Origin of the sequence: Escherichia sp. E10V5, from assembly GCF_004212315.1 — a bacterium.
GTDB lineage: Bacteria > Pseudomonadota > Gammaproteobacteria > Enterobacterales > Enterobacteriaceae > Escherichia.
On the sequence record NZ_RHJM01000056.1, the window covers coordinates 1 to 12,490 of the forward strand.

Annotated in this window: 9 protein-coding genes and 2 pseudogenes; all 11 read left to right on the forward strand. The window is 48.5% G+C overall.

What is annotated here, in order from left to right; all coding sequences use genetic code 11:
- Positions 1 to 1,163: 1,163 nt before the first annotated feature.
- A pseudogene (locus D9738_RS24435) lies at positions 1,164 to 1,430 on the forward strand (type VI secretion system contractile sheath small subunit); the annotation flags it as partial.
- Positions 1,431 to 1,483: 53 nt separating this feature from the next.
- Entirely contained in the window at positions 1,484 to 2,833 is a 1,350-nt protein-coding gene (gene tssK / locus D9738_RS24440) for a type VI secretion system baseplate subunit TssK (RefSeq protein ID WP_130210742.1), read from the forward strand.
- Complete coding sequence (gene tssL, locus D9738_RS24445; protein ID WP_130210740.1) at positions 2,830 to 3,519, forward strand: type VI secretion system protein TssL, short form; 690 nt, start codon at positions 2,830 to 2,832, stop codon at positions 3,517 to 3,519. The genes tssK and tssL overlap by 4 nt, the downstream gene beginning before the upstream one ends.
- A complete protein-coding gene (locus D9738_RS24450) occupies positions 3,519 to 5,165 on the forward strand; it encodes an OmpA family protein (protein ID WP_130261392.1) in 1,647 nt (548 codons plus the stop codon). The genes tssL and D9738_RS24450 overlap by 1 nt, the downstream gene beginning before the upstream one ends.
- Positions 5,166 to 5,263: 98 nt before the next feature.
- Positions 5,264 to 5,398, forward strand: a pseudogene (locus D9738_RS24455) (type VI secretion system tube protein Hcp); the annotation flags it as partial.
- A gap of 161 nt (positions 5,399 to 5,559) precedes the next feature.
- Positions 5,560 to 5,721 carry a hypothetical protein gene (locus D9738_RS24870; RefSeq protein ID WP_165382800.1) on the forward strand — a complete coding sequence of 54 codons (162 nt, stop codon included), beginning with the start codon at positions 5,560 to 5,562 and terminating at the stop codon, positions 5,719 to 5,721.
- On the forward strand, positions 5,718 to 8,075 hold the full coding sequence (gene vgrG / locus D9738_RS24460; protein WP_130210734.1) for a type VI secretion system Vgr family protein: 2,358 nt from the start codon (positions 5,718 to 5,720) through the stop codon (positions 8,073 to 8,075). The genes D9738_RS24870 and vgrG overlap by 4 nt, the downstream gene beginning before the upstream one ends.
- A gap of 15 nt (positions 8,076 to 8,090) precedes the next feature.
- Complete coding sequence (locus D9738_RS24465) at positions 8,091 to 10,808, forward strand: hypothetical protein (RefSeq protein WP_130261393.1); 2,718 nt, start codon at positions 8,091 to 8,093, stop codon at positions 10,806 to 10,808.
- A 24-nt stretch (positions 10,809 to 10,832) separates the two neighbouring features.
- Positions 10,833 to 11,579 carry a hypothetical protein gene (locus D9738_RS24470; RefSeq protein ID WP_130210730.1) on the forward strand — a complete coding sequence of 249 codons (747 nt, stop codon included), beginning with the start codon at positions 10,833 to 10,835 and terminating at the stop codon, positions 11,577 to 11,579.
- 266 nt (positions 11,580 to 11,845) lie between these two features.
- Positions 11,846 to 12,079: a hypothetical protein gene (locus D9738_RS24475; protein ID WP_240780278.1), complete on the forward strand. Its 234-nt coding sequence runs from the start codon at positions 11,846 to 11,848 to the stop codon at positions 12,077 to 12,079.
- Positions 12,076 to 12,441: a hypothetical protein gene (locus D9738_RS24480; protein ID WP_130210728.1), complete on the forward strand. Its 366-nt coding sequence runs from the start codon at positions 12,076 to 12,078 to the stop codon at positions 12,439 to 12,441. The genes D9738_RS24475 and D9738_RS24480 overlap by 4 nt, the downstream gene beginning before the upstream one ends.
- The last annotated feature ends 49 nt before the right edge of the window (positions 12,442 to 12,490 follow it).

The following is a 12,490-nucleotide window of genomic DNA, read 5'->3' on the forward strand; positions in this document are numbered from 1 at the left end:
TCTATTCAGGTGGCCAAATTTACTATGCCACTACACTCGCTTTGATTTACCTCGTATAGTGTATCTCCACTACACCGGGTGGCATCAGCCCCATTACCCCGATGCAGTCCATTTTCTTCTGCCTTTTCTGGGTGTCTTGTATGTATTTTAGCCAAGAATGTGATCCTCACCCGGTATAGTGGATCACGTTATTGCCACCATACCTGATAGCGTGGCGGCACGGTTAGGAAACTTTACCTGGTACAGTGTATCGTGAATGATGATCGGCTCTGATAACGTGATGATACTGAAGTGAAAGCTGTACCCTGTGTAGTGGATCCAGTGAAAGTGCGCACCCGGTATAGTGTGCTTCATGGCTGAATCGGAGTTTGCCGCAGGTAGCCCTGCATCCATCATCATAACAGACACTGTCCGCAGGACTCGCGAGCCGTATGTGGGGTCGGTTTGGGAAATGGAAAATTTTGTACGTTAAGCGCATTATTTAACCACTCCTGATTTGTAAGGGCCTGATTTAAAGTCAGTGGTCATCGCATTTAGGTTATCCGATTGAGTCAAGACCCCCTAAGAAATGCCGTATAGTTTTTTTTCACCGGAAACCTGGATTTTTCCGCGCCCAGTAACCACGGGCGCGGTTTCGTAAACGACCGGTTGAGAAACAACGATTTTGATGCTGAAACCTGCCACATAACCCGTAACTTATTCAACGTCATACAAATCAGATAGTTTTTAAAACGAAATACCCTCCATTACTTACAATGTTTTTCCTATAAGTCCGCTTTCGGATTTTTATCACAACAGCATGTAACAAAAAATGTAACTGTTACAGTGAGTTATCAGTGCAAAGGTACACATCCGCACTAGGCAATCATCCCACTCATTGCATTGATCTTAACCAATAAAAGATCACATATGAAACATTCAACCGCCAGGGCACCTATTTATAGTTAATCCCCCTGTAAATGACGACATAAGCAGTGAACAAAAAAACCTTTACCAAAATACTTAGAGATGCGCCCTGTTACATGGTAGATGAAAATTCTTAATAGAATTACAATGACAGATTTTTGATCTGCAAAGTTGATATTTTTTAGCAAAACGCTCTATCATCGCTTTGTAAAGATACCTCGTGGTAACTATCACCACTGCCCAACAAAGGGAATGATATGGCAGATTCCAGCTTCCAGAATGAAGTGCCAAAAGCACGCGTCAACATCCAGCCTGACCTGCACACGGGTTCTGCCCAAAAGAAAGTAGAGTTGCCCTTAAAACTTCTCGCGGTGGGAAATTTCAGCAACGGCAAAGAAACTCTCCCGTTTTCTGAACGCAGCAAGTTAACTATTTCAAAACACAACTTTAATAGCGTTCTATCCGAGCTTAACCCAGAGTTCAGTATTGATGTTGCCAACACCCTGAGAGGGTATGGACGTCAATCTGTCGCTGGTATCTCAGATGCCGAAAGCAAAAGCATAAGGCGGGCGCAGAGATGAAAATTTATCGTCCATTGTGGAACGAGGGGGCTTTACTGTCCCCTCAGCAGTTCCAGCAACAGGCAGAATGGGAGTCTTTTCGCAGCGCCGGTGCAACCGCACTGGCATCTGCATTCCCCTGGGGTGTGGAAAAGATTGAGTTTAACGACAGTCTTCTTTCATCGGGTCTGATCCAGATTACGCAGTTACGTCTCTGGCTGGAAGATGGAACGCTGATTGATGCGCAAAGAAGCGATCTGCCTCCGGCGCCACGTGAGTTAGATGCCAGTCAGCTGGCAGGTCTTGATGCAGTAACTGTCGTTATCGCACTGCCTCATATGCAGCCGGGTGTTGCCAACGTTGAGCAGGAAGGCATCTTCCCGGATCGACCGCTTCGCTATCGCGAAGAATGGGTGACGTTGCCGGATGCATTTGGGCCTGAAGAAGAATCAATGGCAGTTGCCCGGTTCAATTTCTCCATCCGGTTTGCCCATGAAAGTAATGATTCCTGGAAAGTCTGCCCTGTAGCAAGGCTAATCCGGGACGGACATAATGCGTGGCTACTGGACCCGTCTTTCATTCCTCCCGTTGCGTCATTTTCGGCAAGCCCGGTTCTTCGCGAACGTCTGGTGCTGTTAAATCGCCAGTTACGTTCCCGACGCCAACGTTTGATGACAATGCGTCGTGAGAGCAACGAGAGACTTGCCGATTTTGCCGTCGCCGATGTTTCCCTTTTCTGGTTGCTGAATGCGCTAAATTCCCACGCTGGGGTGCTGACGGAATACGAACGTTTTCCTTCCCGTCCGCCTGAACAGGTGTGGGCTGAGCTTGCACGCCTGGCAGGAAGCATGCTGACCTTTTCCCTGGACCATGATCTCGACGCCATACCGGGGTATGACCACGAGGATCCCGCCAATACGTTTCCTCCGCTGTTTGACCTGATCTCAGGGTTACTTGAGGCAAGTCTGCCATCCCGGGTCATTGCTCTGGAAATGTCCCGTCCGGACGGCCAAACCTGGAAAGCAAACCTTCACGATATTCGTCTGCGCGAAGAGGCGGACCTCTACCTCTCTGTTCGCTCAGACATACCGGCCTGGCAGGTTGCCGATAAATTCCCGGCACTTTGTCAGGCGGGTTCACCTGATGACGTCAATGAGATCTATGGTGTTGCACTCAAGGGGATCCCTCTGATCCCTGTCAGCAGGGTCCCGGCGGCTTTGCCTGTACGCATGGAAAACCAGTACTTCGCGCTTGATATGGAAAGCCCCGCTGCGCATGAAATGCAGGAGCAGGGCGTGTGTATGTTCTACGTGCCTGAAATGCTTGGCGCACTGGAACTTGAACTGTTTGCGGTATTGCGCTCATGAAACAGGATATCGATATCGACCAGCTGATGACAGAAACCTGGCTCACCGTCACCATGCTGAAGAAAGGCGCCGTCACGCTCAATGGTAGTGCGCTTTACGACAAGTGCGTTAAACAGGTTGAAAGTGTGCGGGAAGCGCTGGAGCGTGCCGGTTATGACGAGGACAGTGTCGGGCATATTTCCTACGCACAATGTGCCTTGCTGGACGAGGCGGTGATGAGCCGTAAGCCTGAAAAGTGCGAGGAAGGAGAAGAGCCGAAAATTGATGAGGGCCAGGTGGCATGGCGTAAAGTCCCGCTTCAGGCACGATTTTTCGGATCACTTCGAGCAGGTGAGGCGCTGTGGGATAGCATTGCAGAGGTCCTGCGTCAGCCTTCACCGAACCCGGCCGTTTTGACGTGTTATCACCGGGTAATTGCCCTGGGTTTTCAGGGTGTGTACGGATTGAAGGCGGTCAGTCAGTCGCAGCGGGATGAAGTCGTCAAAGCCCTGTCTGAGCGATGCTCTCCGCCTGATGCAGGCCTGTCACTGATTGTTCACCGGATGGGGAAACATCGCTGGAGTCTGATGCGTTCAGTCTGGTTCTGGATAGCGCTTGCCATCATCCTTACCGGTGTTATCTGGTGGGGCGGTCATCTGTGGCTCCAGGCACTCTTGTCAGCACAAATACCGGAGCTACGTAACTAATGCGTAGATCAGTCATTATTCCGGTTGCCCTGCACACCTTTGCAGCTGTTGGCACATTGCTGTGGTTGCTCTGGTATTTCATCCCAACAGGGAACGTGTTTAAAGGTCTGACCACGGTGCTGATCCTCCTGCTGGCAGACTGGACTGTTTTTAATAACTGCAGCCGGGAGCAGCCGGTATCCGACACCTCCGTTTCAGCTGCTGACCTGCCACTACTCGACACCCAGGGCCCCGTTGTACTGGTATGCGGTGACGGGCTGGGTGCGCTGTTTCAGGGGAGTCCTCTGCGTAAAACAGCTCAGGGTTGGTGGCTCCGGGCCGATGACGTCAGCCGGTTAACGGATGTTGTCCGCAGCATACAGGCGCAGTTCCCACGCCAGGTCGGTCAGCTTTCGGTTATGTACCGTTGCCTGCCAGACCATCATCAGGATGAAGCGGTTCTGCGCTCCACATTAAAGACGCTCCGCCAGCAGAGTAAACAAATCAAAACTCTGACGGGTTTCACACTACCGGTTGTGGTGAGTGCCGAATTCTCCGGACCTGAGACTCCGTGGATAATCGTTCGTGGTGACAAGCCGATTGTATGTCCGGTAAATGATTCGCCGCAGGCTTTCATCGACTGGTTGCAGGCTAATGACAATATTACGGCACTACCCGTGATCAGTCAGGCATTTTCATTTATCCGTAAAACCCTGACTGATGAGCTTGAGAAACCTGATCGGTTAACCCCGCCTGAACGAGCGTTTTCCGTGGCACTGCGCCTCGGTACCGTCCTTCTCGAAACCCAGTCAGTCTGGACCGACTGGCTATATTCCCGCACCTGTTTGCAGTTTTCCCGAAAGCCTGGGCAGATAGATCCGGAAAGTTTATTTCCGGATGCGGTTCTGCCGCTGCTGGCACCTTTTGCATCAACGGTGCAGGGGGGGCAACGTACCCGTCGCCTGGTCCTGCTGATGTGGGTGTGTGCTCTGACCGCATTGGGTATTTCTGAGCTCAATAACCGTGACCTGATCTGTCAGGTGAGCACCGATTTGCAGCGCTGGAATGCAATCCCGATGAACCACTATCGCCCTAAGGCAGAATCACTGGTTGCCCTGAAGCAGGATGCGCTCCTGCTTGAACGCTGGCAGCGTCAGGGAGAGCCTTTCCGTTACAGCCTGGGCTATTACCCGGGGCTACGCCTGTGGCTGGCCGTGCAACAGGCTATCGATACCTGGACTCCACCACCAACACCTAAACCAAAACCAGCATCTAAACAAAAACCAGTACCGAAAATTGTTCGTCTCGACGGCATGTCGCTGTTTGATTCCGGCAAATCGGCACTCAAAGACGGCTCTGCCAAAATACTCGTCAATGCACTGGCAGGGGTCAAAGCCAGACCAGGCTGGCTCATCGTGGTCAGTGGCCACACAGACAATACCGGCAGCGTTCAGCTTAACCAGACCCTGTCTTTACAACGAGCGGAGGCCGTTCGTAACTGGATGCGTGATACCTGGGACGTCCCGGAAAGTTGCATTGACGTGCAGGGTTACGGTGACAGCCGACCGGTTGCATCAAACGACACGCCTGATGGCCGTGCGCATAACCGCCGTGTCGAGATCAGTCTGGTACCCCAGGCTGACGCCTGTCGTCTGCCAGGCGCGTAACACACGTCACAGGATGTACGTGACGTTTCAACTAAAGAAATGGAGAAGTAAACATGGCAATCCCAGTTTATCTGTGGCTGAAAGACGATGGCGGCGCTGACATCAAGGATGCCTCCTTCGAGAAGCATAACCACCTTGAGCAGATCGAGCTGCACTACGAAAAAATCACCTGGACCTACAAAGACGGCAACATCATTCATTCCAATTCCTGGAACGAACGCACCACAGCATAAGACTCTGGCGGGCAGATCCTTTCTGCCCGCCTTTTTTTTACTCCGCACAGCGCCTGTCAGACGGACGCTTTGCAGAGCAGTCTCACAATTTATCGGCATGAACCTTATGGGCATCGGTTGACGGCCAGGGGCGGTAGCGTGCCTGAACAAGAGGGAACGAAATGGAACATCATTCAGCAGTCCTGCTACGACGACTTACCCCTTATTGCGCCAGAGCACTGGAGGGGGCGGCTTTTTTATGTCAGACCCGTGCGCATGCGGAAATCACGCCTGAGCACTGGCTGTTGAAACTGCTGGAGCAGGCAGAAGGAGAGCCGTCATGAGCAGTTCCCTCTCCAACAAGGCTACCAGCCTGGTACATCAGCTTTTAGGGCAATCACGGTACCGGGTTGAAGTGCATGAATGCGACCATTTCCTGGATGTGTTACGTTACAACGCCGTTGAATCACTCAGCCAGCCCTGGCGCTATAACGTGGCGGTCACCAGCTCTTCTGCGGATATTGCTTGTGACTCGTTACTGCTGAAGCCCGCTTCATTCACTTTCCAGACACCCGTGTTTGACGGAACTCCGGCCCAGCCGGTCAGGACGGTATTTGGCGTGGTTGAGTCGTTTCGCCGCGTGTCTACCTCGAACGATGAAACCTATTACGCGCTGACGATCGTTCCCCGTATTGCCCTTCTGGGCTATACGAAAGGGAGCGAGATCTACCTCAATCAGTCAGTCACTGAAGTGGTTGAACAGGTACTGCGTAAACACTGTCTGGAAGGGCCTGATTTCGAGTTCCGCCTCTCCCGCGAATACCCCTCCCGGGAGCTCATCACCCAGTGGCGGGAAACCGACCTTGAATTTATCCAGCGTCTGCTGGCAGAAGTGGGCATTTACTGGCGCTATGAAATGGACAGCCGTCTTGAACAGGACGTGGTGATTTTCCAGGACAGCCAGCAGCAGTATGAATTTGGTGTCACGCTACCGTTACGCAACCAGGCCGGGATGAGTGACAACGGGCAGGAGAGCATCTGGGATATTCAGACCGCATATAACGTGGTGAGCGGAGGTGTGGCCACCCGGGACTACAACTACCGTGAAGCGCTACAACCTCAGGACAGTATCGAGAGCATTTTCAGCAAAGAAGGGATCACCACCGGAGAAACATACCATTATGCTGAACCTTTCCTGACAGCAGGTGACGCTGAAAGCCCGGAGACCGGGGCATACTTTGCCCGTCTGCGTCACGAACGTATTCTGAATGCGCAATATCACGTCAGCGGGCATTCCTCCAGCCCTCATCTGGCTCCGGGTCAGGTACTGGAAACTGACGGAACGCTTCCCGATACCGTGAAAGAAGGCATTGTCATCACCACGGTGCGCACCAGTGGCTCACGAAAAAGTAGCTTTACCCTGACCTTTGAAGGCATCCCGTATAGCGAAACCGTCTGTTATCGTCCGGCGCTGCTCAGTCGCCCGGTGATATCCGGCTCGCTTCCGGCCCGGGTGGAAAGCACACAGAAAGGTGACACCTGTTCCTGGCTCGATCCGGACGGGCGCTACCGGGTAAAACTGGACTTTGACCGCAACAGTACTGAACAGGGTTATGCCTGTTTGTGGCTGCGGCTGGCCAGGCCCTATGCCGGTGATACGTACGGCTTCCACTCACCGCTTATCGACGGAACGGAAGTGGCCGTCGTATTTGACAGCGGAGACCCGGATCGTCCCTACATCGCCTATGCCCTGCACGACTCAGAACATCCGGACCCTGTCACCAGTGACAACCATACGCGAAACGTGTGGCGCACTCCTGCGAACAATAAGTTGCGGATGGAGGATAAGCGCCAGGAAGAGCATATCAAGCTCGCGACGGAATATGGCAAAACGCAACTGAACATGGGACACCTGGTCAATGGCCAGCGTGAAAAGCGCGGAGCCGGTTTCGAACTGCGAACGGATGAACATGGTGCTGTACGTGCGGCAAAAGGGCTGTTCCTGACGGCTGATGCCCAGGCCAAAGCCCAGGGACCGGTACTGGAAATGGCCCCTGCGATAAGTCAGATTAATCAGGCCAACAGCCAGATGCAGGCGCTGAACAGCGCCGCTGAAGCCGCCGGAGCCCTGATCTCTGATATCAATACTCAGATTAGTCTTGTGACTGACAAAATCAGGGACCTCCAGTCTGCGGTCCTACTGGGTAGCGCTCCGCAGGGGGTGGCGTTTACCTCAGGTGAACATCTTCAGCTCAGCAGTACCCGCAATACCATGATCAATGCCGGTCAACATCTTGATATCGGTGCGATGAAAAATCTGTCGGTAACGGTGGAAAAAGCCCTTGGTCTGTTTGTCCATAAAGACGGGGCGAAGCTGGTTGCCAACCAGGGAGACATCGAGATTCAGGCTCAGCACAACACGATGGCCCTGTTTTCTGAAAAACAGCTGACGGTGACCTGTAGTAAAGACGAAATTATTATCAGCACCCCGGAAACGCTGACGCTGAACGGTGGCGGCTCTTACCTGAGACTGAGTAAGAACGGGATTGAGCATGGCTCCAAAGGGAATATGGTGATGAAGGTAGCGAGCTATCTGGTGCCCGGAAATGGCAGCAGCCTGCCACTGGAAACACCGGACTTTAAAATGACAGACGTTACGGTCACGGCTAAAAATTCCTCCAAATGGAGCAGTGAATAGCATGGAAGGGGATTTATGACAGCAAAGTTACCCAAAATCAGTTACCCCGTACCGTCAAACAAAAATGGCCATGCCTTTTCCTCTGTGGAAGCGTTGTTATCGATGATCGGAGGGGAAAGCTCAGGACTGTATCTGGTGGGAAGTCAGGGAATGTGGCATGGCGGTATTCATATTACTGATGCCACCATTCCCTGGTGCGCCCTGAGTACTGACAGTGAAGCTGAGAATGAATATTGTCGTGAGCTTTATAAAGGGGAGCAATTTATTCGTTGTATGGCCGATGGTGAAATAGTTGCCTGGCGGGTATGCAAGGATTACGAGAGTGCCGCGATTGAATGGCGAGGTGAAAAGTTGTTCATTTCGACCTCTTTTGTGCTGGTGAAACATTATATCCAGCCGGCTGATAACGCAGAAAGTGGACTGACGTTTTTTACGCTGTACATGAATCTGGCGCCCTATGCTGCTTATGAACAACAGGGTAGCCAGGCGGACAGAAAAGTGGCAGGCGTCCAGCGCTATTACACCAGTGCGGAAGATGTGCAGACATGCCGCGCAGCCGGAAAACTGAATAAAGACACGGTAGTCACGTTGAGTGACGCTATTGTGACCCGCACCAGCGACCTGCGTCAGTTTACCGAAGTGACCATTATCAGAGAGACGAAAAATGCAGCGGGAGACACGCTTGCAGCGAGAACAAAAGTCTGGACGGTATCAGACAGGGGGGCTCTGAAGGCTGTTAAATCAGCACTCGTTCCGTCCTGGTGGGCAAAATGTACTCCGGCTTACACTAATGAGTCAGAAGGCGTGGTGAACTGCACTTCGCGTACAGACTGGGCGTACTATCTGAGCAGTGACGATGTGCTGCAAGATAAAAATGCAGGCAGACTGACAGCCGATTTCCCGCTTTCATACGAGCCCGGTAATACCGCACAGCAGATCATCCGTCCAGGTAAGAATCCAGGCGATGCAGCAAGAACATTCAGTCTGGTCACTCTGGGCCGGGATAAGGATAAGTTGAAAAAGGGCGACCGGGTATGGGTAGTATCAGACGGCGACAGTCTGACGCCGGTTGCACCAGCAGCATCCGGTAGTGGATCCGTTTTTAATGATGTGTATGTCCCGCCAGTCCCTGTGACTGTCAGTGCAGGGGCTAATCTCGGCCATATGGGTTTTTATCAGCTACCTGAGGAAAACGGTAAACGCTCGCGCTACCAGGTACATATAGAGTGCCTGAGCATGGATGATATAGAAAAGTTCATCACCAACCCCGGAAGAGCAGGAGAGGATGCGCCAGTGTATCTGACCTGGCAAACCAACGCTCCATTATTTGAAAAGGGTGAGCGGGGAATGGTTGCGGGCAGTCGAAAAACAAAAGCCTCAGGAATTCTGACGCTGGCCAAAGTCCCTGGCGTTGATGCCGGGGGGAATACACTGACCAGTAACCAGGATGCTGCGTATTATCAGATACGCCCGGAAGGTGGCTGGTTACCTGCTGCCAGTGTAAAAAAGGTATCGCAGTACGCGTTAGGCGAGCTGGGGTTTGTGACGCTGAATAAAGCACCAACGAGCTTTGACCTGATTGATGGGATAAAACAACCGTATAACGTGGTTAAGGGTATTCTGGAGCAGTTGTATAAAGCAGCACAGGATGAAACGCGTACCACTCATGCCCTGAACAAATATAACTACCAGCAACTGCTGGAGATGATAGACAATAACCAGGACGGGTATTACTCGGAGCAGGAGTATCTTCAGGCGATCCATAATATCTCTTACCGCGATCGCTTATACCGTGTAATTGCGAAACACGCCAGTGAATGGTACTACGGTAAAGATGACCCGTTGTGGAAAAACTATCTGGATACATTAACCGGAGATGCACCGTTATGGAAAACGTATTTGGAAGCATTTCTGGATAAGATGACGTGGATGAAGGCAGTGTCTGAGAAGGGCGTGGCGCTGGGACCGGAGCCGTGGCATATGCATCCGGTGGTGTTTTTGGAGGCTATAGGAGATAAACGTATTGTTCATATAACAGTGGATATGCTTTATAAAGTATTCAATGGATTAAGATCACCAGCGAAATTTTCATTTCTTCAGGATATTGCCGATGAAATTAATAATCATGCGATTGAATACAAACTAGACAATGTATTGAGAGTCAATCATTTTTTTGCTCAAATAAGAGAAGAGATGGGAGGGATGGCTAGCCCTGTTGAAGCCCTTAATTATAGCGAAGAGGGTTTGAAGGCAAACTTTAGTTATTTTAGAAGACACCCTGTAGAAGCAAATGAATATTCATATACGAAACTTAATGGAAGAATTACGAAGCATGCAAATGAGATTGCTATTGCTGATAGAGTTTATGCTAATAGATTAGGAAATGGAAATATTTCGTCAGGTGATGGTAGTGCATATAGAGGTAGAGGAGGTATTCATCTTACAGGAAAAATAAATTACCAAGGATTTTCTGATTACTATAAAAAGAATTGGGTGGATGATATTGATTTTATAAAGAATCCATCATTGCTTGAGGAAGGAATTTACTGTATGCGATCAGCTATTTATTTTTGGCTTCGCGAAAAACTTTATGACATTGCTGATCAAGGGGATACAGGTTCAATAGTGGATAAAATAACAGCAAAAGTGAATTTAAATACAACTAGCTATGCAAAACGTCGGGAACATTTTGAAAGAATCAAATCAACTAAAGTCTTTACTGATGCATTTTAATTAACTGAAAATCAAGGTTAGACGATGGTTAAAATTAAAGCTTTTTTAGGCTGTTTCGTGCTGTCGCTAAGTGCTTCAATTCAGGCAGCATACGTTCCATACGTAGTAAATAATTATGAAGGTTATATAGGGAAATATCCTGTGCATTTATCCCTCCAGTATTATGACTTTGGGAAAAATGTGAACGTAGAGGGAAATTATTATTACGATAATCATAGAACCTCCATTCCACTATATGGTGTGAATGAATCAAATTTGATTGTGTTATGTGAGGCCGTTAGTAATGAGAGTTTCGATAAATATATTATTCAAGGTGAGAAGTTTGAAATTGCAAAATGTCCTTTCAAGTTAACACGAAACTCTGTTGGTTTTTCAGGTGAATGGAGCAATGCTCGCTCCACTTTAAAAGTGGACTTAAGGGAGACATCCAGACTTAGTGATGGTGTTTTGAAAGGGGAGGCTAAAGAACTGGATATTCCATTTTGGGGGCAAACTAAACAGCATGCTTTCATTGGGATATATATAGAGGGGGAGGAAGGTATTGTTATCAATAAAGTAAATGTAATTGATAAAGTAAGTGGTAAATTAATACAAGTCATTAACCCACAATTGAATGGCTGTGAATTTGGTTCATATATGACGTCTATTTTTCAAAACTTAGAAAACGATGGAGCTCAGATTCACCTGAATTGTTACAGTATTGGGCCGGATATTAGTGTTAATTACATATTTAATAAGCAAACACAGAAATATGACATGATTACAGAGTAAAGCAATATTATTTTGGACTTTTATACTGACTTAGGCGTTTAGAGGATATCTAAAAAATCAGCAGAACTGATTTTAAAAGCTAAAGGATATCAGAAGAATTCTTATGTATCTAAAGTCAGTAATGCAAATAGTGTTACAGTTGAATATGGTTGTGATCTGGTAATCACACCAGTAAATGGTACTATATCAAGGATATCCTGCTGTTTAAATGCAGAGGTGTGTTACAGATTACTGGTCGTGATAATTACACCAAATGAATACGAAAAATGCTTCATGATGAATACAATAATCGCCTGATAGTAAATTACATAATGGATGATGACATGACTCATTGTATAAATGCAGTTGAAGATCAAGAGCAGTTGTTATCACGTATTGCAGAAATCAGAAAGGATTATTACCGTTCTTTAACTATAACCAACGGTGAACCTAATGCACAGATTAAATTCCTCAATGGCTGGATAAATAGAGTTAATGATTGTTTGAGGGTTGATATATGAAAAGAATATTATTGCTTTTAATTTTTATTTCATTTCACTCAATAGCTAATTTTTCTGGTCATTGGGTAAAGGAGAATGACTCACAATCGCTAACATTGGATTTAGACGAAGATGGTGCTCATCTTGTTGGTAAATATTGCTTTATAACTAATGACGGAAATAGAATTGACTGTTCTGAAGGCAATGATAGAAACATTAACGGTATAATCAAAGATAATGTTGGAATTGTGGACTTTGAAAGTACATTTGGGGGTATTGGTCAGGCAACTATATCAATTAAAAAGAATGTCCTTAAATATACCATCACTAATCCTACTCCATTTGTGAATGCTAATATGTCTGTGCCCAATGTGATATTTTAAAAAAAAATAGTGCAAGTCTCAGGCAAAGATGATCTCCTCCCTGAAAACA

Excerpts from the sequence above, each read along its gene's own strand:
- tssK (WP_130210742.1), top strand. The coding sequence starts at position 1,484 with ATGAAAATTTATCGTCCATTGTGGAACGAGGGGGCTTTACTGTCCCCT.
- D9738_RS24475 (WP_240780278.1), top strand. The coding sequence starts at position 11,846 with ATGCTTCATGATGAATACAATAATCGCCTGATAGTAAATTACATAATG.
- D9738_RS24480 (WP_130210728.1), top strand. The coding sequence starts at position 12,076 with ATGAAAAGAATATTATTGCTTTTAATTTTTATTTCATTTCACTCAATA.
- D9738_RS24470 (WP_130210730.1), top strand. The coding sequence starts at position 10,833 with ATGGTTAAAATTAAAGCTTTTTTAGGCTGTTTCGTGCTGTCGCTAAGT.
- tssL (WP_130210740.1), top strand. The coding sequence starts at position 2,830 with ATGAAACAGGATATCGATATCGACCAGCTGATGACAGAAACCTGGCTC.
- vgrG (WP_130210734.1), top strand. The coding sequence starts at position 5,718 with ATGAGCAGTTCCCTCTCCAACAAGGCTACCAGCCTGGTACATCAGCTT.
- D9738_RS24450 (WP_130261392.1), top strand. The coding sequence starts at position 3,519 with ATGCGTAGATCAGTCATTATTCCGGTTGCCCTGCACACCTTTGCAGCT.
- D9738_RS24465 (WP_130261393.1), top strand. The coding sequence starts at position 8,091 with ATGACAGCAAAGTTACCCAAAATCAGTTACCCCGTACCGTCAAACAAA.
- D9738_RS24870 (WP_165382800.1), top strand. The coding sequence starts at position 5,560 with ATGGAACATCATTCAGCAGTCCTGCTACGACGACTTACCCCTTATTGC.